This window comes from Wenzhouxiangella sediminis (assembly GCF_003410055.1).
In the GTDB taxonomy this organism is placed as follows: domain Bacteria; phylum Pseudomonadota; class Gammaproteobacteria; order Xanthomonadales; family Wenzhouxiangellaceae; genus Wenzhouxiangella; species Wenzhouxiangella sediminis.
Genome location: NZ_QUZK01000031.1, coordinates 1 through 23,960 on the forward strand (window position 1 = coordinate 1; position 23,960 = coordinate 23,960).

The following is a 23,960-nucleotide window of genomic DNA, read 5'->3' on the forward strand; positions in this document are numbered from 1 at the left end:
GATAAACTCCTGATTTACAGTACGTATCAATGGGCAGTTACACAAATCTCAGGACAGTCCCTGATACTCGCGCTGCGACGTTTGGGCCCGCACTGCGCAATCAGATCCTTACCAAAAAACTAAAACACCAAAGTACCAAAACACCAAAGTTCAAACGTCCAACCGCTTGCGCAGCTCGCTTTCCAGCGCATCGCAGGCTTCCCGATCCAGCGGCCCGCCGTCGGCCGTGGTAATGGTGAACATGTCCTCGACGCGCTGGCCGAAGGTGGCCACGCGGGCGTCGTGCAGTCGCAGGCCCCGGCTGACCAGGGCCTCGGCGATGGCCGACAGCAGGCCCGGGCGATCGGTGGCGGCGATTTCCAGATCGGTCACGCCGTCGCGGATCGACAGCATGATCTCTGAGCGTCCCATGAAGGGCTGAAGGCGCCGCGGCACGGGGCGCGGCGGCAGGGGGCGGACCTCGCGCGCGGCCAGTTGCTCGACCAGCGAGCGCTTGAGACGCACGGCGTCGGAATCATAGAGCGGCTGGCTGTGGGCGTCCATGACCTGGAATATGTCCCAGCTCTTCCCGTCGGCAGTCGTGACCACGCGCGCGGCCAGTACGTTGAGCTGCATACGGTCGAGCTCCCGCGCCACCACCGCGAACAGGCCCGCGAAGTCCTCGGCGTGGACGAAGATTTCGCTGATTCCCTTGTCCTCGAGGCGGCGATAGGCCACCAGCGGCAGCTCACCGCCGGACAGCACTTCGCCGGTCGTCCAGACCAGCTGCTCGGCGTCCAGCCGCAGGAAGGCGCGGTCGGGCAGATGCCGCCAGCAGTCCTCGACGACATCGTCCTCATGTCCGAGCGCGCGCAGCTCGACCATCGCTTCCTCGCGGGTCTCATCGAGACTGGCCTGGCGATCCACCGGATGTTCGAGGCCCCGCCCCAATGCGTCGGTCGCTGCCTTGTAGAGTTCCCACAGCAGGCTGTCCTTCCAGGAATTCCAAAGCCGGGGGCTGGTCGCGGCGATGTCGGCTACGGTCAGCACGAACAGATGATCGAGGTGGCGCTGGTCGCCGACCTTTTCGGCGAAGGCGCTGACGACTTCGGGGTCGGAAATGTCTTCGCGCTGGCTGGTGCGCGACATCAGCAGGTGCTGACGCACGAGCCATACGACCAGGTCCCGGTCGGCGGCGGCCATGTCGAGCCGGTCGACGAAGGCACGCGCGTCCTCGGCACCCAGTTCGGAGTGGTCTCCGCCGCGCCCCTTGGCGATGTCGTGGAAGAGCGCGGCCAGGTAGAGCACTTCCGGGCGCTCGATTCGCTTGAAGATCTCGATGGCGTGGGCGAATCGATCCGGGTGCTTGGCGTAGGCGAAGCGCCTGAGATTCCGGATCACGAACAGGGTGTGCTGATCCACGGTGTAGACGTGGAACAGGTCGAACTGCATGCGGCCGGTGATCTGCGCGAACTCCGGCAGCAGCGCAGCCAGCACGCCGTAGCGGTTCATGCGCGCCAGCTGGCTGTAGACCAGGCGTTCGCGCTTGAGCAGGGCCAGGAACATGTCCAGGATCCGCTGATCGCAGCGGTAGTCGGCGTCGATCAGGTAGAGGTGTTCGCGCACCAGGCGGATGCTCGTGGCGCGCACGCCGCGCACGTCCGGGTGGTCGGCCAGCACCAGGAACATGCGCATGATCAGTTCCGGGTACTGGACCAGTACGTGCGGATCCTTGAGCTCGAGATAGCCGTGGTGGATGCGGAAGAATTCGTCGATATCGGCCGAGGGCAGATGGCGGCGGCCGGCGAGCAACTCCTCGTCGAAACTCTGCAGCAGGCGCTCGTTGAGCCGCTCGAGCTGCATCACGTTGCGGTAATAGCCCTGCATGAAACGCTCGACCGGCTCGTTGCTCTCGCTGCAGTCGCCGAACCCGAACTGCTCGGCCAGGCGTCGCTGGTATTCGAACAGGAGTCGTTCCTCGGCGCGGCCGGCCGTCTCGTGCAGGGCCCAGCGCAGGCGCCAGAGGTGCTCGCGGCCGGCAACCAGATCCTCGTGTTCGCGCTCGCTCAGAAAACCGTGCTCGACCAGCCCGTGCAGTGTCGAGGTGCCGAAGTGCCGCCGCGTGACCCAGGCGATCATCTGCATGTCGCGCAGGCCGCCCGGCCCCTCCTTGAGGTTGGGCTCGAGGTTGTAGACGGTGTCCTCGAAATGCTCGTGGCGCTGGTCCTGCTCCTCGAGCTTGGCCGAGAAGAACTCGTCGGCCGGCCACAGCGTCGGCGCTTCGGTGCGTTCGCGCATCTGCTGGTAGAGCCGGCCGCCGCCGGCCATCAGCCGCGACTCCATCAGATTGGTCGCCACGCCGACATCGGCGCGCGCCTCGGCGACGCAGTCTTCGACGCTGCGCACGCTCTGCCCCGGGTGCAGGTCCGCGTCCCACAGCACCTGGATGAACTGCTCGAGCGCGGCAACGTCGGTGCTGTCATCGTCGGGCAGCAGGATCAACAGGTCGACGTCGGAGTGCGGATGCAGCTCGCCCCGGCCGAATCCGCCCACGGCACAGAGTTCCAGCCCCGCATCGGAAGGGGCGAGACGATCCCAGGCGGTCAGGACGAGCTGTTCGACGACCCAGGCGCGCCCCTGCACGAGATCGCGGATGGCCGTGCCGGCCTCGAACTGGCGGTGAAGTTCGGCGTCAGCCTGCTTTCGGGCCTCGCGCAACGCCCCGCTGAGGGCGTCGACCCGGTCGTCCAGTGTGGCCAGCGCCGCAAGGTCGAGGCAGTCGCGGGTAGCCGGAACTGCGCTCAGTCGCTCGATCACAGCGGATCGTCGGGCAACTGCGTCAGGACGTCGTAACCGTCGTCGGTCACCGCCAGCGTGTGTTCCCACTGGGCGGTCAGGCTGCGATCGCGGGTAATGACGGTCCACTCGTCCGGCAGCAGCTTGGTGTGGCGCTTGCCGAGGTTGATCATCGGCTCGATGGTGAAGGTCATGCCCGGTTCGAGCACCATGCCCTGTCCCGGCCGGCCGTAGTGCAGCACCTGGGGCGCCTCGTGGAAGCCGCGCCCGATGCCGTGGCCGCAATACTCGCGCACCACCGAACAGCGTTCGCCCTCGGCGTAGGTCTGGATGGCGTGGCCGATGTCGCCGAGTGTCGTGCCAGGCTTGACCACCTCGATGCCGCGGATCAGGGCCTCGTGAGCCACCTCGCAGATCCGGCGCGCCTTCACGGAGGGTTCGCCGGCGAAGAACATCTTGGAGGTGTCGCCGTGCCAGCCGTCCTTGATGACGGTCACGTCGATATTGAGGATGTCGCCGTCCTTGAGCTTCTTGTCGCCGGGAATGCCGTGACAGACCACGTGGTTGACCGAGGTGCAGATCGACTTCGGAAACCCCTTGTAGTCCAGCGGCGCCGGCACGGCGCCGAGCTCGTCGACGATGTATTCGTGGGCAATGCGGTCGAGTTCGCCGGTGGTCACGCCCGGCCGGACGTGCTCGCGCAGCAGGGCCAGCACGCTGGCGGCCTGCTGGCCGGCGACGCGCATGGCCTCGATTTCCTCAGGCTTCTTGATGTGAACTTGATGATTCATCGATGAAACTAATGCGAAACGGCGACAGTCTACCCGAAAGCCCTTTGCGTGGCGTCACCGGGCCGGATTTTCCAGGCGGCCCGGGCGTCGATTTATGCCTTTTGGCACGTGTGCCGCGGGGCCGGTCGGTGGCAGGATGGCGCCCAACGTGAATTCATGCTGGAAAACCTCGACCCGGGACGCTCGATAACCCATGAAAATATTCATCCGATACGTGCTGCCGCCGGCACTGATCTTCGGCTCGATCGCCGTCGTCATCTTCCTGTTCATGATCCGCCCCGAGCCGCCTGAGCGCGAGCCCGTGGAAACGGCCATGCTGGTCGACACCATCGCGGCCGAGCAGGCCGGCGATCACTTCGTGGTCGGAGCCCAGGGCACGGTCCAGCCGCGCACCCAGACCACGCTGGTGACCGAAGTCAGCGGCAAGGTCACCAGCATTTCCGACGCCTTCGTGGCCGGGGGATTCTTCCGGGCCGGTGAGGTGCTGGTCGAAATCGACCCCAGCGACTACGAAACCGCGCTGAAGCAGGCCGAGGCTGAACTGGCGGCCGCCCGCGCCCGTCTCTCGGACGAACGTTCCCGATCCGAGCAGGCCCGCCGCGACTGGGAACAGCTGCACGGCAGCGACGGACGCGAACCCTCCGACCTGGTACTGCGCATCCCGCAGCTCGAGCAGGCGCGCGCGTCCGTGCAGGCGGCCGAAGCGGCCGTCGCCCGGGCCGAACGCAATCTCGAGCGCACGCGGATTTCGCTGCCCTACGACGGCATGGTGCGCTCGCGCGCTGTCGACATCGGCCAGTACGTCGGCGCCGGCACGACCCTCGGCCGGACTTTTGCGGTGGATGTCGCAGAGGTTCGCCTGCCCCTGCCCGATCGCGACCTGGCCTTTGTCAATCTGCCGCGCCCGGGACGGGAAGACCAACCCTCCCCTCGGGTTCGTTTCTACGCAGACGTGGGCGGCGAGCGCGGCAGCTGGACCGGCGAGATCGTGCGCACTGAAGGTGTGGTCGAGGAAACCACTCGCCTGACCTACGCGGTGGCGCGCATCGAGGACCCCTACGGCCTGCTCGGCGCGGACCGCAACGTGCCCCTGCCCATGGGCACCTACGTGCAGGCCGAAATCCACGGCCGTTCGGCCGCCGGACTGATGGAGCTGCCGCGCGAGGCTCTGCGCGACGGCGACCGACTGTTCATCGCCGACGAGGACAATCGCCTCGAGATTCGCAACGTCGACGTGGTGCGTTCGACGGCGCAACGCGTCTACCTGTCGAACTCCATCGAACCGGGCGAGCGGGTGATCACCACGGCCATCACGACGCCGATTCCCGGCACGAAACTGAATGTTCGCCAACCCGGTTCGGATGAACCCGAACTGCGCATCCTCCCGGCCCAGGACGAAGCCGGCTCGGAAGACGGCCAATCGCAGGAAGTGGCCGCGCAGACGGAGGACTCGTAATGAACCCCGAACGCAACTGGTACGGCAACATCATTGCCTGGTTCGCCCACAACTCCGTGGCGGCCAACCTGCTGATGCTGTGCCTGCTTGCCGGCGGCGTGGTTACGGCATTCACGATCACCAAGGAAATCCAGCCGCAGATCGAGACCAATTACGTCACGGTCACGGTGCCCTACCGCGGCGGCACGCCACGCGACGTCGAGCAGGGCGTGCTGATCAAGATCGAAGAAGCCATCCAGGACATCGAGGGCATCGACGAGATCGTCGCCACCGGCCGCGAAGGCTCGGGCAGCGTCCAGGTCGAGGTCGATCAGGAATACGACGTGCTCGAGGTGCTCGACGAGATCAAGACCCGGGTGGACTCGATTTCCACCTTCCCGGCCGAGACCGAGAGACCGGTCTACCAGCGCAACACCTGGACGCAGGAAGTCATCTGGGTATCGGTTTTCGGCGAAGTCGACGAACGCACGCTCAAGGAAGCCGCACGCGACATCCGCGACGAAATCATCGCCCTGCCCTCGGTCTCGCGTGCCGAGATGGTCGGCACCCGCGCCTACGAGATCGGTATCGAGGTGCGCGAGGAAACCCTTCGAGCCTACGATCTGACCCTGGGCGAAGTGGCCCAGGCCATCCGCGCGTCCTCGCTCGACCTGCCCGGTGGCCGTATCGAGACCGCCGGCGGCGACGTGTTGGTGCGCACCGTCGGCCAGGCCTACATCGGCCGCGACTTCGAAGACATCATTGTGCGCAGTAACCCGGACGGCTCGAGGGTGCTTGTGCGCGACATCGCCAACATCGACGACGGCTTCGTCGAGCGCGCCCGCTACGCGCGGCACAACGGGCAGCCGGCCACGGCGATCCGTGTGCTGAGCGTTGGCGAGCAGAACGCCCTGGCGGTATCCGAGCAGGTGCGCGACTACATCGCCGAAAAACAGAAGGAGTTGCCGGCCGGCATCAGCGTCGACTGGTGGGCCGACATTTCCTACTACCTGCAGGGCCGCATGGAAATGATGGGCAAGAACCTGGTGGCCGGCGCCATCCTGGTCTTCCTGATCCTGACCCTCTTCCTGCGCCTGAAGTTGGCGTTCTGGGTCATGGTGGGTCTGCTGGTCGCGTTCCTCGGCGCGCTCTGGATGCTGCCGGCCTTCGGCGTGACCATCAACCTCATCAGCCTGTTCGGCTTCCTCGTCGTGCTGGGCATCGTCGTCGACGACGCCATCGTCATGGGCGAGTCGGCTTACACCGAGATACGCAATCACGGCCACTCGGTCGACAACGTGGTCAACGGCGTCTACAAGGTGGCCATCCCGGCCACATTCGGGGTACTCACCACCATTGCCGCCTTCCTGCCCATCCTGATGATTTCGGGCATCTCGGGGCAGTTCTTCGCCGCCATCGGCTGGGTCGTGGTGCTGTGCCTGTTCATGTCCCTGATCGAATCCAAGCTGATCCTGCCGGCCCACCTGGCGCACATGCGCGTCAAGAAGCACGAGCCGGATACCAGCAACCGCTTCATCCGCTTCCAGCGAAGCTTCTCCGACGGGCTCTACAAGTTCGTCGAACGCTTCTACCTGCCGTCGCTCGGGGTACTTTTGCGAAACCGCTACCTGGCCCTGGCCGCCTTCATTTCGGTCCTGATTCTTTCCCTGGGCCTGATCGTCAGCGGCCTGATGCGCGTCGTCTTCTTCCCCGACTTTGCCGGCGACTTCATGCAGGTCGACCTGGAAATGAACGAGGGCACCCCGGCCTACGTCACGCACGCCAACATCGACTACCTGGCCGAGAAGCTCGACGAGACCGAACAGGCGCTCAAGCAAGAACACGACCTTGAGCAGGACATCGTCCGCACGGTCTTCGCCTGGTCGGGCTCGGACACCTCCGGCGGCATGCTCGTGGAACTGGCCAAGCAGGAAGACAGCCCGGTCAACATCAACGAACTGCAGCGCGAGTGGCGCGAAGCCGTCGGGGAAATCCCGGGCGCACGCGGCCTGCGCATCGGCAATGCCGGGGGCGGCCCCGGCGGCGGTGGACCGGACATCTCGTTCCAGCTTGTCGGAAACGACCTCGGCCAGCTCGAGGCCGCCGCGGCAGCACTGGAGAGCCGCGTGCGGGGCTACGAAGGCACCTACGACATCCGCAACTCCTTCGAGGGCGGCCTCAAGGAACTGCAGCTCGACATCAAGCCCGAGGCCGAGGTGCTGGGCCTGAGCCAGCAGGACCTCGCGCGCCAGGTCCGTCAGGCCTTCTTCGGCGAGGAAGTCCAGCGCATCCAGCGCGGTCAGGACGACGTGCGCGTGATGGTGCGCTACCCGCGCGAGCAACGCACCTCCGAAGGCTACCTGGAAGCCATGCGCATCCGCACGCCGGACGGCTCAGAGGTGCCGTTCGGTGCCGTCGCCGACGTCCAGGTGGGCAACAGCCCTTCGGTCATCCGCCGCTACGACCGCCAGCGCTCGATCAGCGTGACCGCGCGCGTCGACAAGGAGGTGGCCGAGCCGGGCCGCATCACCGGCGAACTGCGCGAGCAGCACCTGCCCGAGATCCTCGCCGGCTACCCCAACGTCGATTACCGGGTGTCCGGGCAGACACGAAGCCAGCAGGAAGTCGCCAGCGATCTCCTGATGGGCACCGGCCTGGCCATCTTCCTGATCTATGCGCTGATCGCCATTCCGCTGCGTTCCTACCTGCAACCGCTGCTCATCATGTCGGTGATTCCCTTCGGCATGGTCGGCGCCGTCGTCGGCCACCTGATCCTGGGCATTCCGATCAGCATGCTCAGCTTCTTCGGCATCATTGCCCTGGCCGGCGTGGTGGTCAACGACAGTCTGATCCTGGTCGATTTCGTCAACCGTCACCGCCGGGCGGGCGAATCGCGCATCGACGCCGCCATCAAGGCCGCCCGGGCGCGTTTCCGCCCGATCATCCTGACTTCGGCCACGACCTTCCTGGGCCTGGCCCCGATCGTGTTCTTCGAGAAGAGCCTGCAGGCGCAGATCGTCGTGCCCATGGCGACCTCCCTGGCCTTCGGCATCCTCTTCGCCACGGTCATCACGCTGGGCCTGATCCCGATCCTCTACCTGATCGGCGACGACCTGGTCCATTTCGTGCAGCGAATCACCGGTCGCGAGCGCACCGGCATGGTGGCCTCGCAGGAAAGCTAGCGGCCGCAACCGACTCGGAGACCCGGGACGGCGGGAATGCGGATGTGCCCCCGCTCCGTCGTCCCGGGCCGAACCGGCCGCGTTCGCCGGGAAGGCCGGTTATCATGCAGACATTCCTCACCCCGGAGGCCTCCCGATGAACCCCACGCCAAGCGCCCGGGCGCGAGTCGCCCTCTTCCTGATCCTGGCCGCCACCCTGGGCGGCTGCCAGGCCGTCAAGTATCGAACGCTCGAGGCCTTCGGCGTCGAGAAGCGCGACATCCTCTCCGGCCGGGTCGAATCGGCCCGCGATGCGCAGGACGACGCCAAGCAGCAGTTCGCTTCCGCCCTGGAACAGTTCCGCGCCACGGTGAGCTTCGACGGCGGTGAACTCGAAGACCTCTACGACCGGCTCAGCGGCGCCTACGAACGCAGCGTCGACGATGCCGAGCGCGTGCGCGAGCGCATCGACGAGGTCCGCGACGTGGCCGAGGATCTCTTCAACGAATGGTCGGACGAGCTCGACGAATACGAGAGCGCCGACCTGCGCCGACGCTCGCGTGAACTGTTGCGCGAAACGCAGGGACGCTACGAACGCATGATCGCGGCCATGGAGCGAGCCGAAGCGACGATGGATCCGGTGCTTCAGTCCTTCGAGGACCAGGTGCTTTTCCTCAAGCACAATCTCAATGCGCGGGCCATCTCGGCCCTGCGCAGCGAACTCGAGGGTATAGAGAGCGACACGCAGGCCCTGATCGAGGCCATGAACGAGGCCATCGCCGAAGCCGACGCTTTCATCCAGACGCTGGAGTGACCACGGCGTTCGTCGCGAACCACGGTGAAGACCGGGCCTTCAAGCCCTGGTGCGGAAAAGCCAGTCGCCGATCGGATAGGTGATGTTGAAGTTCTTGTGTGCCATCAGGGCCGTGTCGTGATGGCGGTGATGCAGGCGCCGCAGGCGCTTGAGGAAGGGCAGTCGCAGGAACGGCGACTCGTCCGGCAGGTGGTAGGCCAGGTGCAGCAGCTCGTAGTTGAGGTAATAGCCCAGCGCCGTGGCCACGAACAGCCAGGCGACGTTCGACGTGGCCAGCCAGGCCAGCAGCAGCCCGGACGGCAGGGCGAAGACGCCGAAGAAGAACACCATCAGCACCGCCGGGAACAGCACCACGCGGCAGTCATGCCAGCCCTCGAGCGCCATGTGGCGGTCGGTGAAGAAACGGTGATGCTGGCCGGCATGGCGCTTGTAGATCAAGCCCAGGCCCGGCACCTGACGATGCATGACCCAGCGGTGGCCGACGTACTCGACCAGGTTGGCGTAGACGAAGGTCAGCGGCACGGCCAGCCACTCCAGCGCGGAGACGGCCTCGAGCCGCCAGGCGCACAGCGCGATACCGCCCAGGGTAAAGACCAGCACGAACCCGAAATGCGCCCGACCCGAGTAGTTCGGGCCGATGTTCTCCTGCCGGTAGGCGGCACGGTAATCGGCGTTGGTCGTCATGGGGGCAGATTGCCACTGCGGGAGAGTCGCTGCAAGCGGGTACCGGCGTGGTCGCGGCGGCGCAGCCGCCGGCCGACTGGTACATTCACGGTTGTTCGGGCACCATTGGCTCATGAATGCTGCAGATCTTTTCGTTCGCTGCCTCGAGGCCGAAGGCGTCGAGTACGTTTTCTCCGTGCCCGGTGAGGAGAACCTCGACCTGATCGAGGCCCTGCGCCAGTCCGATATCCGCCTGATTGTCACCCGCCACGAACAGGGCGCGGGTTTCATGGCGGCCTGTTACGGGCGGCTGACGGGCAAGCCGGGCGTCTGCCTTTCGACGCTGGGTCCCGGGGCCACCAACCTGGTCACGCCGGCGGCCTACGCCGAGCTCGGCGCCATGCCCCTGGTGCTGATCACCGGGCAGAAGCCGATCAAGACCTCCAAGCAGGGGCATTTCCAGATCATCGACGTGGTCGATCTCATGCGCCCGGTGACGCGCTTCACGCGCCAGATCGTCTCCGCCGCCACGGTGCCGGCGCGCGTGCGAGAGGCCTTTCGGCAGGCGGCCGAGGAACGGCCCGGCGCCACGCACCTGGAACTACCCGAGGACATCGCGCGGGAGGAAACCGACGAGGCGCCCATCCCCGCCAGCCAGACGCGCCGCCCCATCGCAGAGGATAAGGCCATCGCCCGGGCGGTGGCCGCCATCGAACAGGCCAGGCATCCCCTGCTGCTGGTTGGCGCCGGGGCGAATCGGAAGCTCACCGCGCGCATGCTGCGCCGTTTCGTCGAGAACACCGGAATCCCGTTCGTGACCACGCAGATGGGCAAGGGCGTGGTCGACGAGACGGGCGACTGCTGGATGGGCAACGCGGCCCTTTCCGACGGCGACTACTGCCACCGCATGATCGACCGATCCGACTGCATCATCAACGTCGGGCACGACGTCGTCGAGAAGCCGCCGTTCATCATGGAGGAAGGCCGGCGCACCGTCATCCACGTCAATTTCTTCAGCGCGGAAGTCGACCCGGTCTATTTCCCGCAGCTGGAAGTCACCGGCGACATCGCCAACGCCATCTGGCAGATCGGCGAACGCCTGCGCGTCCAGGATCACTGGGACTTTTCCTTCGGTCACAAGGTCCGAAGGGCTCTCGCCGTGGACCTCGATTCCGGCCGCGAGCTGGACGGCTGTCCGATTCATCCGCGCCGACTGGTCCACGAGGTTCGCCATGTCATGCCCGACGACGGCATCCTTGCCCTGGACAACGGGCTCTACAAGGTCTGGTTCGCGCGCAACTACCAGGCGCGCAAGCCCAACACCGTGCTGCTGGACAATGCCCTGGCGACCATGGGCGCGGGCCTGCCGGCTGCCATCGGCGCGCGCCTGGTCCATCCCGACCGCAAGATCATGGCCGTGTGCGGCGACGGGGGCTTCATGATGAATTCCCAGGAGCTCGAGACGGCGGTGCGACTCGGGCTCGACCTGGTCATCCTGATCCTGCGCGACGATGCCTACGGCATGATCAAGTGGAAACAGCAGGACATGGGCCTGACCGACTACGGCCTGGACTTCGGGAACCCGGACTTCGTGCGCTATGCCGAAAGCTATGGAGCGAACGGCTACCGGGTCGGGTCCGTGGGCCAGTTGTCCGCGTTGCTGTCAGATTGTCTCGGCCGTTCCGGCGTGCATCTCATCGACTGTCCGGTCGATTACGGCGACAGCCAGCAACAGCTTTTCGAAACGATCCCGGCAGCGAGCCGCGCCGTGGAATAGACCGCGGCCGGCGGAACCAGGCTTGGCTTGCCCGCAGGGCATCCGCATGTTGACACATGAAGGCTCGAATCACGGGAACATCCATGCGAATTCCGGAAAGTGGCAAGGTCGCCAGTTTCGACGTCGATGCGCAACGCACTTTCACGCCGATCTGCCCCGACGAACTTCCGGTGGCCGAAGGCGACACGATCGGTCCCGAGCTCAACCGCCAGGCGGGATTCGCCGACTATCGCCTCGGCTCCAAGGATTCTCACAGCCCGCGCGCGGTCTGGGTTACCGACGACCCTCAGAAGATCGGCCAGCCGGGCGTTGAAGGCGACAACGTCGAGGAACACTGGCCGGTTCACGCGGTTCCCGGCACGGAGGGCTTCGAACTGCTCCCCGGCCTGCCGCACCCCTCGGACTACGACTTCTTCGTCTGGAAGGGCGTCGAGCTCGACATGCATCCCTACGGCGCCTGCTACCACGACATCGCCGAGAACATGAGCACCGGCGTGATCGAATGGCTGCGGGCCCGTGGCGTCAGCCACATCCTGGTGGGCGGCCTGGCCGCGGATTTCTGCGTCTGGGCCACCGCTCGCCAACTGCAGGAGGCCGGCTTCAAGGTCATTCTCAACCGGGCCGCAAGCCGCGGTATCGCCGACGAGAGCATCGCTGAGGCGCTCGAGGCCATGGAACGGGCCGGCGTCGTGTTCATCGACAGCTGCGAGGAGCTGGAGCAGTCGGCATGATCATCGAATCACTGCTCGACACCGATATCTACAAGTACTCGATGATGCAGGCCGTCCTGCACCAGTTTCCCGGCGCGGAAGTGGAATACCAGTTCAAATGCCGCAGCGAGGGCGCGGACCTGCGCCCGATACGCCAGGACCTGGAGCGCGAGATCGAACACCTGTGTTCGCTCAAGCTCGGCCCCGAAGAACTCAATTTCCTCAGCAGCCTGCGCTACATGAAACCGGACTTCATCGAGTTCCTGCGCCTGTTCCACCTGCAGTCACGCTTCGTCGATATCGGCGAGGAGGACGGCCAGTTGAGCATCCGGATCCGCGGACCCTGGCTGCACACCATTCTGTTCGAGGTACCCGTTCTGGCCATCATCAGCGAGCTGTACTCGCGTCACAGCTGGCCGGATCATGAGCTCGACAAAGGACGGGAGCGGCTCGAACGAAAGATCGAGCAAGTCAGGGAACTCGACCGTCCCGGCGAATTCGTGTTCGCGGATTTCGGTACCCGCAGGCGATTCTCCCGGGACTGGCACGAGGAGGTCGTCGGAAAGTTTGCCCGCGAGATCCCCGGCAGCTTCCGGGGCACCAGCAACGTGCGCCTGGCCAAGGAGCTGGGACTGGTGCCGATCGGCACCATGGCACACGAGTTTGTCCAGGCCTGCCAGGCCCTCGGGCCGCGCCTCGCCGAGACGCAGCGCTTCGCCTTTGAAGTCTGGGCGCGGGAGTACCGTGGCGACCTGGGCATCGCGCTCTCGGACACCTACAGCCTGGACGCCTTCCTGCGCGATTTCGACATGTACTTCTGCAAGCTCTTTGACGGCGCGCGACAGGATTCCGGCGACCCGATGGAATGGGGCGAGGCAATGATCGCGCACTACGAAGAGAACCGGGTCGACCCGAAATCCCGCAACCTGATCTTCTCGGACTCGCTCACCATTCCGCGGGCAGCCGAGATCTGGCAGCGCTTCCGCGACCGGATCAACGTCAGCTTCGGCATCGGCACCAACCTGACCCACGACACCGGTGTGAAGCCCGCCAACATCGTTATCAAGATGACCGAGTGCAACGGCCAGCCGGTGGTGAAGCTCTCGGACTCTCCGGGCAAGATCGTGTCGACCGACCAGCACTACCTGGCCTGGGTCCGTCAGGCTTTCGACGTACCCGCCGATTGATCCCGCTCGGCATCGCCCGAGCCGGCAATGCGCTAGAATCCGCCGCATGGAGAGCCAAAACAAGCCGCGGGCCGGCCAGAGCGTCTCGCTGGTGCTCGGTTCCGGCGGCGCTCGCGGCCTTGCGCACATCGGCGTCATACGCGCCCTGGAGAAGGCCGGCCTGGAAATCAGGCACGTGGCCGGCTCCTCGATGGGCGCACTGGTGGGCGGCATCTACGCGGCCGGCCAGCTCGACGCCTACGAGGAATGGGTGCGAAAGCTCGAACAATCCGACGTGTTCGCCCTCGTGGACTGGACGTTTTCCGGCGGCGGACTGATTCGCGGACGCAAGATCATCGACAAGCTGGCCGACCTGGTCGGCCGCTACGACATCGAGGATCTCGACACCGAGTTCACCGCCGTGGCCGTGGATCTCGACGCGGGCCGCGAGGTCTGGCTCGACCGCGGTCCGCTTTTTGACGCCATTCGCGCCTCGATCGCCATTCCGGGCGTGTTCACGCCGCACGAGTATCGCGGTCGCACCCTGATCGACGGCGGCATTCTCAACCCGGTGCCGATCGCGCCGACACTACGCGCCATCAACGACATCGTCGTGGTCGTCGACGTCAATGCGCCCTCGGTCTATCCAGCGCCGCTGGAGCGCAGCCAGGAGGACAGCGAAGAGTGCAACGGCATGATGAAGAAAGTGCGGGAGTTCATGAACGGATGGCGCGACGGCGATCAGGACAAGGCCGAGGCCAACCGTCCCGGACTGATGGCCGTGATGATGCGCGCGCTCGACACCATGGAAGCCGCGATCGCGCGGCACCACATGGCGATCTTCCGCTCGGATATCATGATCAACGTACCCAAGAACACCTGCTTCGTGCACGAGTTCCACCGTGCCTCGGAGGTGATCGAATTGGGAGAGAAGCTGGCCAACGAGGCGCTGGCTTCAGCAAACCTCGAGCGTCGGCGACTTGCCGACCGATAAAAGAACGGAGACCGGAGGAGACCCGATGTCCAACAATGACGACATGCTGTTCGATGAAGCCGCCGACGCCGTGGTCGATCTCGGCAACCGGATGGCCGAAGAGAACCCGGACGTCGACCCCTGGGCCCTGGCCGACGGCCTGATTGCCGGAGCCGTTCACTTCTGGCTTTATGCCCACCAGCCGGAAGCTCCCGTCCCGGCCGACGACGATATGATGACCGCCCGCGAGCGAGTCGAGGAACTGGTCAACCAGGTGATGCAATCGGCCGAGGAGAGCGAATACCTGCACTCGCCGCAGGACTCCGATGTCGGCCGAGCCTGATCAGATTCAACAATAGTGGGAGCGGTCTCCAGACCGCGATTCTTTCACAGGCCGGGCTAGCCCCCGGTCAACCCATGCCGAACAAGAGAAAGGCCGCGACGAATCCGCCGCGGCCTTCCTGCCTTTCCGGGATTGCCCCGGGTCTATTTCCGGCTTTCTTCCCGAATCGCCTTGAATTCGTTGCCTTCGTACCACTCCGGCCAACGGTCGCTGTCGGCGACCTCCCGACCCACGGCGTAGAGCAACTCCAGGTCTTCGGCGACTCCGCGCAGATCCCAGTCCTCGCCGTAGGTGTCGGCGGTCTTGTGATAGCGCTCGGCCCGGTACTGGGCCTGCCACTCCAGGCCATACTCCCTTCCCTTTTCGCGATGATCGACGCCGCCCTTGGCGTAGAGGGCCGGGATGCCGATCTTGGCCAGGTTGAAGTGATCGGAGCGATAGTAGTAACCCGCTTCAGGACTGGGCTCGCGCTCGGTGTGGCGACCCTGCCGTTCGGCAGCGCTGGCGAGGATCTCTTCGAGTTCGGAAGAGCCGTAACCGATTACCGTCACGTCGTGCGTCGGGCCCAGCACGGTCATGGCATCCATGTTGATGGCAGCGGCCGTCATACCCGGCGGGTAAACCGGGTCGTTGGCGTACTGGCGCGAACCGAGCAGACCGTACTCTTCAAGCGTAACGGCAGCGAACAGCTGTGTGCGCTCGGCGGGGCCGGCCGCGGCGTTGAGCCGGGCCAGCTCGAGCAGGCCCGCGGTGCCGCTGGCGTTGTCGACCGCCCCGTTGTAAATACCCTCGGAGCCGGAGCGGGCCAGGTTGCGCCCCAGGTGATCCCAGTGCGCCATGTAGATGACGGCTTCGGCCGGCCGCTCGCTTCCCGGCAGCTGGGCCAGTACGTTGTAGGAGGTGCCGCGACGGGTGGAATTGCGGACCTTCGCATTGGCACGAGCGTTCAGGCTCACCCACTCGAAGCCCGGCTGCTTGGCGCGTTCCTTTTGCTGCTCATAGTCGAGGCCGGCGCGCGAGAACAGGTCGCGAGCGGCATCGACCGTCAGCCAGCCCTCCAGTGCGACGCGCGGAGCGGATTCGTCGCTGGCCAGCACGAATTCCGCACCCGACCAGGAGTTGATGACCACTTCCCAGGGGTAGCTGGCCGGTTCCGTTTCGTGCACGACCAGGGCGGCCGCGGCACCCTGTCGGGCGGCTTCCTCGTACTTGTAGGTCCAGCGGCCGTAATAGGTCATCGCGCGGCCGTTGAACAGCGACTCGTCGCCGGTGGCGAAGCCCGGGTCGTTGACGAGGATGACCACCGTCTTGCCCTCGACGTCCAGCCCCTCATAGTCATTCCAGTCGTATTCCGGAGCAACGATACCGTAGCCGACGAACACGACTTCGGAATCCTCGATGGCATGGGGTTCGGTTCCCAGCCGACGCGAGTTGATGACCATCTGTTCCGGATAGGACAGGGTCATGCTCTCGCCCTGAAGGTCAACGGCGATAGCGCTGCGCTCGGCGTTGGTCAGCTCGATCATGGGCACGGGCTGCAGGTAGCTGTCGCCGTAACCCGGCTCGAGCCCCATTTCACTGAACTCACGCACGAGATAGTCGATCGTCATGCGTCCGCCTCGGGTGCCGGGCGCGCGGCCCGCGAACTCGTCGGACGCCAGCGTGCGGACGTCCCGGGCAAAGCGCTCAGTGCTCACGCCATCCCCGGGGACTTCCGGAAGGCTCTGTCTGTTGCTGTCCATTGCTGCGGTTTCGGCGGCCGCAGTGTCGATTGCCGATTGTTCGGATGGCGTCTCTTCGGCGGGTTCCGGTGCCGACTCACCGCCGCAGGCGGCGAGCAGGAAGGCAAGTGCAAAAGTGGTCGGCAGGCGATACATGGCAATCGGGCTCCGTGGTCAAAACCCCGATTCTATCAGGACGCCCGTCGAGGAGCGCATGGCCCGGCCGCGATCAGATCAGTCCGCCCTCGAGGGCTTTGAGAACGGCCCGCGTGCGATCGCGCACGCCCATCTTGGAGAGAATATTGGAAACGTGGTTCTTGACCGTCCCCTCGGCCACGCTGAGCGCCCCGGCGATCTCCTTGTTGGAGTATCCCCCGGCCATCAGGCGCAGGATCTCCGTTTCCCTATCGGTCAGGGGGTCGGGCTGGGAAAGGCTGGTGAAGTCCGTGCGCATCTGCCCGAGACCCTTCATGAGCCTTTCGGTGACCGCCGGCTTGACCAGCGTCTTTCCGGAAGCCACGGCGCGGACCGCCGAGAGCAGCTCCTCGAGCGCAACATCCTTGAGCAGGTAGCCCTTCGCGCCCGCGCGGATCCCGGCCAGTAGGAGGTCGTCGTCATCGAACGTGGTCAGGATGATGGTCGGCGGCAGCGCGTTGTTCGCGCTCAGCTCCTCCATGACTTCGAGCCCGGTCTTGCCGGGCATGCGCATATCGAGCAACAGGACATGAGGATCGATCTCCGGAATCCGATCGATCGCCGTCTGGCCGTCGGGGGCCTCGCCGGCCACTTCGATGTCTTCGGCAAGCTCCAGCAAGGAGCGAACGCCTTCCCGGACCAGCGTCTGGTCATCGACCAGCATGACTCGAATCATGTCGTCTGCTCCATGGGTAGCCAGGCCTTCACCTGGAAGCCCGCTCCGGGCCGTGTCGCGATATCCAGCCGCCCGCCGAGTTCGCGCAGGCGCTCCCGCATGCCGCTGATGCCGTTTCCGGGCACCAGGTGGGGTGCACCGCGTCCATCGTCACGCGCCTTGAGAATGATGCCGTCGTGGTCCTCGGAGAGGCTGATCCACAGGTTTCCGGCCTGGGCGTGCCTGACCGCATTGGTAATCAATTCCTGCGCGCAGCGTAGCAGGATCTGGGCACGCTTGGGATCGGTCAGCGCGAGGTCGGATGGAATATCGAGGTGGATCTGGAGGTCGGGCACACCCGCCGCCAGCATCTCCAGCGCCTGCCGCAAGTCGACCTGGTCGTCACGGCGCATGTCGCTGACCACTTCACGCACATCGGCCAGCAGCAAGCGGGCGATGGAGGCAGCCTGGTCGACGTGCTCACGCGGCTTGCCCTCGGTGGTATGACTGGCCACCTCGAGATTGAGCGTCAGCGCCGTGAGATGGTGGCCGACGAGGTCGTGCAGCTCCCGGGAAATCCTGACGCGCTCGGCAATCCTTGTGTTCTCCGTGAGAAGGGACTGGGTCGCCAGCAACTCGGAGTTGACTCGCCGCAGCTCCGCTCTTGCCTGCATCTGCTTGAGGGCCAGCAAGGAAGCGATAAACGGGAAGGAAGTCAGGCCCAGGTTCATCAGCAGATAGACCAGGACAAGCAGCCAGCTTCCCCCCGGGCTGAAAATGATCCAGATACTGAAAGCCAGTGCCAGGCAGATGACCCAGGGAACACCGAACACCAGCGGCAGGATCCACGGAAGGAGTGCGGCAACCAGCATCGCAAGCAGGCTTCCCAGCCCCGTGTTGGTGAAATAGGTGACCCCGAATGCCGAGATCGACAGCACCAGCATCACGATGACGCGCTGCCAGAACGGAGCGGCCCTTTGCTGCCCGATAATCGGGTGCCACAGCACCAGCAGGAAGAGCAGCGCGGCCGACCACCAGCCCACAATGTCGCCCGCGTCGGGCTGCTCCGGCAACATCCACGGCAACAGCACCAGAGGGAAAGCGGTAAGAAACCAGATCAGCACGCCGACGTAGCGCAACCAGTCGATGCTGCGAATCTCGGACAGGGAACCGAGTCGCTCGAGGATCTGCTTCAGACTCATGAAGGGAATTCTAAACCTGATCGGGGCGAATAGCTCGGGCGTCGCCACATCCGAACGCCTATGGCACACCCCAAAAAAGAAGAAGCCGCCGGGCGAACCCGGCGGCTTCAATCTTGTCTGCGAGGCTGCGGCGGAACCACAGCCTTCAGATCAGCAGATCAGGCGCGGAAGAAACGCACCGTCAGGCCACCGATCATGACCATCAGCAGGGCCAGGACGCCCAGGCCGATCTTGCTCATGGTCGGAACGGCCAGCGGTTCGCGCTCGGTCACGCCGCAGGAGATGTCGTGCGTGCCGGCAAAACCGTTGTCACCGGAGCAATCCAGGGTGGCGCTGTAGCTGTCGCCCTCGACACCGCTGGTCGGCAGGGCACAGCTGATGCTGAAGTCAGCGGAACCACCGGCCGGAACGGTACCGCTCAGCGGCGACGGGGTGGTGGAAATTTCAGGATCGCCGGTCAGCGTGCAGGTGAAGTCACCGTCGGCCGAGCCGGAGTTGCTGATGCTGCCGTTGGCGGTCAGCGTGGAACCCGGCAGGCCCTGGCCGAGATTGACCGGACCAAAAGCGGGGTTGACGCTGAGGCTGGCAACCGAGCTGGCGGAGCCGGTGATGTCCGCGGTCGGATTTCCGTTGACGTTGGCATCGCTGGTAATCGCGAGCTGATTGCTGAAGGTGCCGTTGGCACCCGAGTCGAACTCGATGTCGATGGTGCAGGTGTCACCATTGCCGCCGGTACCACCGTTCAGCGTCGCGCCGGTGCAGGTGTCGCCGATGATCGTGAACTCGGCGTCCGGACCGTTCAGACCAACGGTGCTGATCGTCGTGCTGGAGCCACCGGAACCGATGTTCTGGACGGTGAAGGTATCCGTCGCCGGCAGGTTGCCGAGATCAACGGTGCCGAAAGCCATCGGGTTCGGCGTGACTTCCAGTTCCGACTGCGGACCCGCCGTGATGGAGATGGAGCCGTCAGTCGAAGTGGTCGGCGTGAAGGTGCCAGCGGTGTCCCAGGTCAGGTCCACCGTTTGCGGCGCAGTCGCACCGGGGTCGATGGTGAAATCGACCGTTCCCGTGAAGTCCTGCAGGGGGTTGGAGCTGCCGTTCGACGCCAGTATCTGCAGACGGTCCGTTCCGTCGAACACGCAAGAAGTGGTATTCGCGGTTGAACCCGAGCACAGGTTGGTGGCGTCGATATTCGAGAAGGCACCCGGATTGGAAATGACGGCCTCAGCCTGAAGGGCAAACTGCGAACCGTCACCGGTGTAAGTGAATGTCACGGTAACAGTGTCACCCAACTGACCGGTTTCATCGGACAGGGCGACATCGTCCGCGAGCGCCGCACCTGAAATAAACAGGGCAAAGGCCGCAAACAAGGAACGCTTGATTCCGAAGGTACTATTCTGCGATTTCATCATCGTATCCTTATAAGTTTTAACTAAGAGCTAGAGCGCGAAGACTTGAAATTTTAGCTTTGAATAATGTCGATCAGGCAAGAGATGTCAAACACGTTGATGCTTCCATCTTCGTTGCAGTCCGGCTGACCGGGCGCGAACGTTCCAGTCTGAACCTCGTCAATGATGGCCGATATATCGAACACATTGATCGTGGCATCGTCGTTTGCATCCCCAACCAACAGACGTCCGGGACGCTCAATGCGACGCGAATCGAAGTCGTCGAAATCGACCGAGCCGCCACCGGTGGCGGTGCCGTCCACGTTGCCGAGATGAGCGTTGACAATCGCCAGGCCACTGGTATCGGGCGAGGCCGTCAGGTCAGCGGCACCATCAACGCTGAAGCGAATATCCGAAGTCGCAGCGGCGTCCCAGGCGAACTCGATGGAGTGCCAGCCCGAGCCGACCGCCGATTCGGTCAGATCGTTCGTTCCGCCGCCGTTGTCGTACACGCGCAGCGTCAGGTCACCGGCATTGGGGAAGTTGTACCAGACCTGGATCTGGTCATCCGCACCGTCGTCGGCCGCAAAGATGATCATCGGGTCGCTGCCAGCGTTGTCAAGGAACGCATAGAAGCGCGCGATGTAGGTCGTCTCGCTCTGCGGCGAGTTGTCGCTGACGAAGCGCTGCGTGCCGTCGATGTCGACCTGGAGACCGCAGGGGCCGCCGTAACGGCGATTGGAAGCGCCCTGGGTTCCGGTGTCGCCGTCGGCCAGGTTGGTTGCGCCACCCGCCCAGTTGCTGATCGTGCAGGTCTGGGCCTGCGCGTTGAAAGCGAAGCCGAGGCAACCTACCAGGGCAACGCCGGCGAGAAGAGCTTTGCGGCCATTCGTCATCAGTTTCATGGTGTTCATTCCTCTTTATAAGTCCGTGTCTGTTCCAGGGTTCCAGTCCGTCCGCCGTCCGGCCGCGTCCCCGCAATTTCCGGAGCATTGGCGGACAGTTACAGAGCCCTGCTCAGAACCACTCGGAGCGAGTGTAGCCCATGCACTGACAGGCTGCAACCCACTCGCACGACTGGAGCAGCGCTCCCTTTCATCCTGTATATACGCATTCCGTTTCCCAACCGTGTCAGGTTTTTTCTGGAAATTCGGCAAATCGGGGATAGGCGGGTCGAACACGGGGTTCGAATCGAGCCTCTCCCCCAGCCAAACACGAAAAAACCCGGCCAGGGGCCGGGCTCTTTCGTGTTTGGCTGGGGGAGAGGGATTCGAACCCCCGCTGACGGAGTCAGAGTCCGTAGTCCTACCACTAGACGATCCCCCAAGAGACCGTTGGGTACTCCCGATTTAGCGCTTGGAGTACTGCGTGGCTTTGCGGGCCTTGTGCAGGCCGATCTTCTTGCGCTCGACCGCACGATCGTCGCGCGTGACGAAGCCGGCCTTGCGCATCTGGCTGCGCAGCTCCTCGTCGTACTCCATCAGGGCGCGCGTCAGACCCAGGCGGATGGCGCCGGCCTGGCCGGTGGTGCCGCCGCCGCTGACGGTGACCTTGACGTCGAAACGATCGAGGAGATCGACCAGCTCGAGGGGCTGGCGGACGATCATCTGGGCCGTCTTGCGGCCGAAGAATTCTTCGAGCGGCTTGCGGTTGACGGTGATCTGACCGTTACCGCGACGCAGGAAAACGCGCGCGCTGGAGGTCTTGCGTCGGCCGGTGCCGTAATACTGTTCGGTAGCCATGTCTCTAAACTATTTCCTGATCGTTACAGTTCCAGCGGCTGCGGCTGCTGGGCGGCGTGCGGATGCTCGGCGCCGGCGTAGACCTTGAGCTTCTTGAGCATCTGACGTCCCAGCGGACCGCGCGGCATCATGCCCTTGACCGCCAGCTCGATGACCGTCTCCGGACGCTTGGCCAGCTGCTTTTCCAGGGTGATCGACTTCATGTTGCCGATGTAGCCGGTGTGGTGGTAGTACACCTTGTCGGACATCTTGCGGCCGGTGGCGTGCACCTTTCCGGCGTTGATGACGACCACGTAGTCGCCGGTGTCCACGTGCGGCGTGAATTCCGGCTTGTGCTTGCCGCGCAGGCGGCGGGCGATTTCCGTGGCCAGACGGCCCAGCGTCTTGCCGTCGGCGTCGATCAGGTGCCACTGGCGGCGCACGTCTTCTGCCCTGGCGCTGTAGGTTTTCATGATTCCGTTCGCTCGCTGATATGAACGTTGCAGTAAAGAGCGGGAATTCTACAGCAAGCGCCCCCGGCCTGCAACAGCCGTTTCGGACGATCTTCAGTCCTTATCGGGCGGCTCGGAGGGCAGCATCAGGCGCTCGACCGGGCGCCCCTCGACCAGGTGGGATTCGATGATCTCGTCGAGGTCGGATTCATCGATGTAGGTATACCAGACCGCCTCGGGGTAGACGACCAGGCACGGCCCCTCCTCGCAGCGGTCGAGACAGCCGGCGGTATTGGCCCGGGCGCCGCCGGGACCGGCCAGCCCCAGTTCCTTGAGCCGCGACTTGGCGTAGGCGCGCAGCCGGGCCGAGTCGCAGCGACCGCAGGACGGCCGCTCGGCGCCCTCGGGGCGCTCGTTCGTGCAAAAAAAGAGGTGGTGACGGTAGTAGTTCACTGTTCGCCGAACTTGTAGACGAGGTTGGCGGTCGTCAGGGTATCGGTCTTCTCGACCCCGGGATCCACGTCGGTATTGTGTCGCACCGCGCCGGAGAGCTTCAGCGCGAATCGCGAGTTGATGGCCACGTTGAGCGCCAGCTCGTTCTCGGCGAAGGTGTTGTTGCTGCCCGCCTCGACCAGGAGGTTGTTGGTCAGCGCCGCGGTTTCGGAAATCGTCCACGCGTAATCGCTCGACAAGCGACCGATGACGTTGGTTTCCGTTGCTTCAAGCGGGTCGACCGGCTCGGCTCGGCGCACCCCGGGGCCGATTTCCATGGACAGCTTGTGGGTGTCGTTGTCGAGCAACTGCCGGCCGTAACCCACAGCCAGGCTGGTCTGGTAGTCGTAGCTGGAGAACTCGTCCTGGTCGTAGCGCAGCGCGCCGAACAGGTAGGACTTCTCGTTGAAGTTGTAGCCCGACTTGTAACCCAGCGTGTAGCGCTCGGCATTGAGTTCCCCATCGTCGGAAGCTCTCAGCGCCGTCATCTTGAGGCTGTTGCGCCATTTCTCGGACTTGCGCTCGAACTGCAGGCCCAGATTGAGCGTCTCGGTCTCGGAGTTGCCGCGGGCGACGACCAGCCCGAATTCGCCCTTGCCCGACCACTCGGCGGCATCGGCGGGGCAGACCAGCCAGCCGCACATCAGAATCACTGCGAAAGATTGCATGAAAAAGGCTTTGTTCTTGTTGTTTGGGCGCTCGGCAAAAACGGACAGTCTCATAACGGCAAAGTTTCCCTCGGTTTCGCACTTTTTCGACTCGGCCGCGAGTATAGACGGTGTAGCATTGCCGGGACGTAAAATCGAGCAAGACGAATCAAGCACATGCGCGAACTGACGCCCCTCGACCATCTCTTCGGCCAACTCGACGGCGGCCTGCGCGCCGCGTTCGGCCCGCCGCCAAGCGGCACCCGCCCCTCACCGGCCTCGACTCTCGACGACGCCGCGCTCGACGAGGACGAGCGCCGCCTGACCGCCGGACTGATGCGCATCAACCACACCGGCGAGGTCTGCGCCCAGGCGCTCTACGCCGGCCAGGCCGCCACGGCCCGCAGCGACGAGGTGCGCGAGAAGATGGCCGAGGCCGCCCACGAGGAAGAAGACCACCTCGCCTGGTGCGCCGAACGCCTCGATGAACTGGCCAGCCGCCCCAGCCTGCTCAACCCGCTGTGGTACGCCGGCTCCTACTCGATCGGCGCGGCCGCGGGCCTGGCCGGCGACCCCTGGAGCCTGGGCTTCGTCGAAGCCACCGAACGCCAGGTCGAGGCCCACCTCGACGAACACCTCGAACGCCTGCCGCCCCAGGACCAGCGCTCGCGCGCCATCGTCGCCCAGATGAAGGAAGACGAAGCCCGCCACGCCCAGATGGCCCTCGACAACGGCGCCACCATCCTCCCCGCGCCCGTCCAGAAACTCATGGCCGTCACCGCTGACATCATGAAAGCGGTGGCCTATCGGATCTGACAGGTTTCAGGTTTCAGGTTTCAGGTTTCAGGTTTCAGGTTTCAGGTTTCAGGTTTCAGGTTT

At 64.6% G+C, this 23,960-nt stretch carries 21 protein-coding genes and 1 tRNA gene; 9 read left to right on the forward strand and 13 right to left on the reverse strand.

The window, feature by feature from the left end:
* Positions 1 to 150 precede the first annotated feature (150 nt).
* Both glnD and map read right to left on the reverse strand, forming a co-directional pair.
* Positions 151 to 2,796, reverse strand: a complete 2,646-nt coding sequence (glnD, locus tag DZC52_RS06635) for a [protein-PII] uridylyltransferase (protein ID WP_181918818.1) — start codon at positions 2,794 to 2,796, stop codon at positions 151 to 153.
* Positions 2,793 to 3,566: a type I methionyl aminopeptidase gene (gene map, locus DZC52_RS06640; protein ID WP_116650348.1), complete on the reverse strand. Its 774-nt coding sequence runs from the start codon at positions 3,564 to 3,566 to the stop codon at positions 2,793 to 2,795. The genes glnD and map overlap by 4 nt, the downstream gene beginning before the upstream one ends.
* Before the next feature lie 193 nt (positions 3,567 to 3,759).
* On the opposite strand from map, the gene DZC52_RS06645 reads away from it, so the two are divergent.
* From DZC52_RS06645 to DZC52_RS06655, 3 genes are all read left to right on the forward strand, one after another.
* Entirely contained in the window at positions 3,760 to 5,022 is a 1,263-nt protein-coding gene (locus DZC52_RS06645; protein ID WP_116650349.1) for an efflux RND transporter periplasmic adaptor subunit, read from the forward strand.
* Positions 5,022 to 8,183, forward strand: a complete 3,162-nt coding sequence (locus DZC52_RS06650) for an efflux RND transporter permease subunit (RefSeq protein WP_116650350.1) — start codon at positions 5,022 to 5,024, stop codon at positions 8,181 to 8,183. The genes DZC52_RS06645 and DZC52_RS06650 overlap by 1 nt, the downstream gene beginning before the upstream one ends.
* A gap of 136 nt (positions 8,184 to 8,319) precedes the next feature.
* Positions 8,320 to 8,976 (forward strand): DUF2959 domain-containing protein, encoded by a 657-nt coding sequence (locus DZC52_RS06655; protein ID WP_116650351.1) that lies wholly within the window; start codon positions 8,320 to 8,322, stop codon positions 8,974 to 8,976.
* 39 nt (positions 8,977 to 9,015) lie between these two features.
* On the opposite strand, the gene DZC52_RS06660 is transcribed toward DZC52_RS06655, so the two are convergent.
* On the reverse strand, positions 9,016 to 9,660 hold the full coding sequence (locus tag DZC52_RS06660; protein ID WP_116650352.1) for a sterol desaturase family protein: 645 nt from the start codon (positions 9,658 to 9,660) through the stop codon (positions 9,016 to 9,018).
* 112 nt (positions 9,661 to 9,772) lie between these two features.
* Here DZC52_RS06660 and DZC52_RS06665 point away from each other — a divergent pair, with 112 nt between their 5' ends.
* The 5 genes from DZC52_RS06665 to DZC52_RS06685 all read left to right on the forward strand — a co-directional run bounded on the left by DZC52_RS06665 (position 9,773) and on the right by DZC52_RS06685 (position 14,608).
* On the forward strand, positions 9,773 to 11,416 hold the full coding sequence (locus DZC52_RS06665; protein WP_116650353.1) for an acetolactate synthase large subunit: 1,644 nt from the start codon (positions 9,773 to 9,775) through the stop codon (positions 11,414 to 11,416).
* Positions 11,417 to 11,499: 83 nt separating this feature from the next.
* Complete coding sequence (locus DZC52_RS06670; protein WP_116650354.1) at positions 11,500 to 12,147, forward strand: isochorismatase family protein; 648 nt, start codon at positions 11,500 to 11,502, stop codon at positions 12,145 to 12,147.
* Positions 12,144 to 13,313 carry a nicotinate phosphoribosyltransferase gene (gene pncB, locus DZC52_RS06675; protein ID WP_116650355.1) on the forward strand — a complete coding sequence of 390 codons (1,170 nt, stop codon included), beginning with the start codon at positions 12,144 to 12,146 and terminating at the stop codon, positions 13,311 to 13,313. Before DZC52_RS06670 ends, pncB begins: the two co-directional genes overlap by 4 nt.
* 46 nt (positions 13,314 to 13,359) lie before the next feature.
* The gene (locus DZC52_RS06680) at positions 13,360 to 14,286 is read left to right on the forward strand and encodes a patatin-like phospholipase family protein (protein ID WP_116650356.1); all 927 of its coding nucleotides are present in this window, start codon (positions 13,360 to 13,362) and stop codon (positions 14,284 to 14,286) included.
* Between the two features lie 25 nt (positions 14,287 to 14,311).
* Positions 14,312 to 14,608, forward strand: a complete 297-nt coding sequence (locus DZC52_RS06685) for a hypothetical protein (RefSeq protein WP_147307629.1) — start codon at positions 14,312 to 14,314, stop codon at positions 14,606 to 14,608.
* A 143-nt stretch (positions 14,609 to 14,751) separates the two neighbouring features.
* Here the strand turns inward: DZC52_RS06685 and DZC52_RS06690 are convergent, their stop codons facing one another.
* From DZC52_RS06690 to DZC52_RS06735, 10 genes are all read right to left on the reverse strand, one after another.
* Positions 14,752 to 16,485, reverse strand: a complete 1,734-nt coding sequence (locus tag DZC52_RS06690; protein WP_116650358.1) for a M28 family peptidase — start codon at positions 16,483 to 16,485, stop codon at positions 14,752 to 14,754.
* Positions 16,486 to 16,558: 73 nt separating this feature from the next.
* Entirely contained in the window at positions 16,559 to 17,200 is a 642-nt protein-coding gene (locus DZC52_RS06695) for a response regulator (protein WP_116650359.1), read from the reverse strand.
* Positions 17,197 to 18,381, reverse strand: a complete 1,185-nt coding sequence (locus tag DZC52_RS06700; RefSeq protein WP_116650360.1) for a sensor histidine kinase — start codon at positions 18,379 to 18,381, stop codon at positions 17,197 to 17,199. The genes DZC52_RS06695 and DZC52_RS06700 overlap by 4 nt, the downstream gene beginning before the upstream one ends.
* Before the next feature lie 158 nt (positions 18,382 to 18,539).
* A complete protein-coding gene (locus DZC52_RS06705) occupies positions 18,540 to 19,793 on the reverse strand; it encodes a hypothetical protein (protein ID WP_116650361.1) in 1,254 nt (417 codons plus the stop codon).
* A 50-nt stretch (positions 19,794 to 19,843) separates the two neighbouring features.
* Complete coding sequence (locus DZC52_RS06710) at positions 19,844 to 20,674, reverse strand: hypothetical protein (protein ID WP_116650362.1); 831 nt, start codon at positions 20,672 to 20,674, stop codon at positions 19,844 to 19,846.
* Between the two features lie 347 nt (positions 20,675 to 21,021).
* Positions 21,022 to 21,095, reverse strand: a tRNA-Gln gene (locus DZC52_RS06715).
* Positions 21,096 to 21,118: 23 nt separating this feature from the next.
* Positions 21,119 to 21,511 (reverse strand): 30S ribosomal protein S9, encoded by a 393-nt coding sequence (gene rpsI / locus DZC52_RS06720; protein ID WP_116650363.1) that lies wholly within the window; start codon positions 21,509 to 21,511, stop codon positions 21,119 to 21,121.
* Positions 21,512 to 21,534: 23 nt separating this feature from the next.
* Positions 21,535 to 21,963 carry a 50S ribosomal protein L13 gene (rplM, locus tag DZC52_RS06725; RefSeq protein WP_116650364.1) on the reverse strand — a complete coding sequence of 143 codons (429 nt, stop codon included), beginning with the start codon at positions 21,961 to 21,963 and terminating at the stop codon, positions 21,535 to 21,537.
* A gap of 93 nt (positions 21,964 to 22,056) precedes the next feature.
* Positions 22,057 to 22,395 carry a (2Fe-2S) ferredoxin domain-containing protein gene (locus DZC52_RS06730; RefSeq protein ID WP_116650365.1) on the reverse strand — a complete coding sequence of 113 codons (339 nt, stop codon included), beginning with the start codon at positions 22,393 to 22,395 and terminating at the stop codon, positions 22,057 to 22,059.
* On the reverse strand, positions 22,392 to 23,102 hold the full coding sequence (locus DZC52_RS06735; protein ID WP_181918819.1) for a DUF481 domain-containing protein: 711 nt from the start codon (positions 23,100 to 23,102) through the stop codon (positions 22,392 to 22,394). The genes DZC52_RS06730 and DZC52_RS06735 overlap by 4 nt, the downstream gene beginning before the upstream one ends.
* Positions 23,103 to 23,258: 156 nt before the next feature.
* Here DZC52_RS06735 and coq7 point away from each other — a divergent pair, with 156 nt between their 5' ends.
* Positions 23,259 to 23,897: a 2-polyprenyl-3-methyl-6-methoxy-1,4-benzoquinone monooxygenase gene (gene coq7, locus DZC52_RS06740; protein WP_116650367.1), complete on the forward strand. Its 639-nt coding sequence runs from the start codon at positions 23,259 to 23,261 to the stop codon at positions 23,895 to 23,897.
* The last annotated feature ends 63 nt before the right edge of the window (positions 23,898 to 23,960 follow it).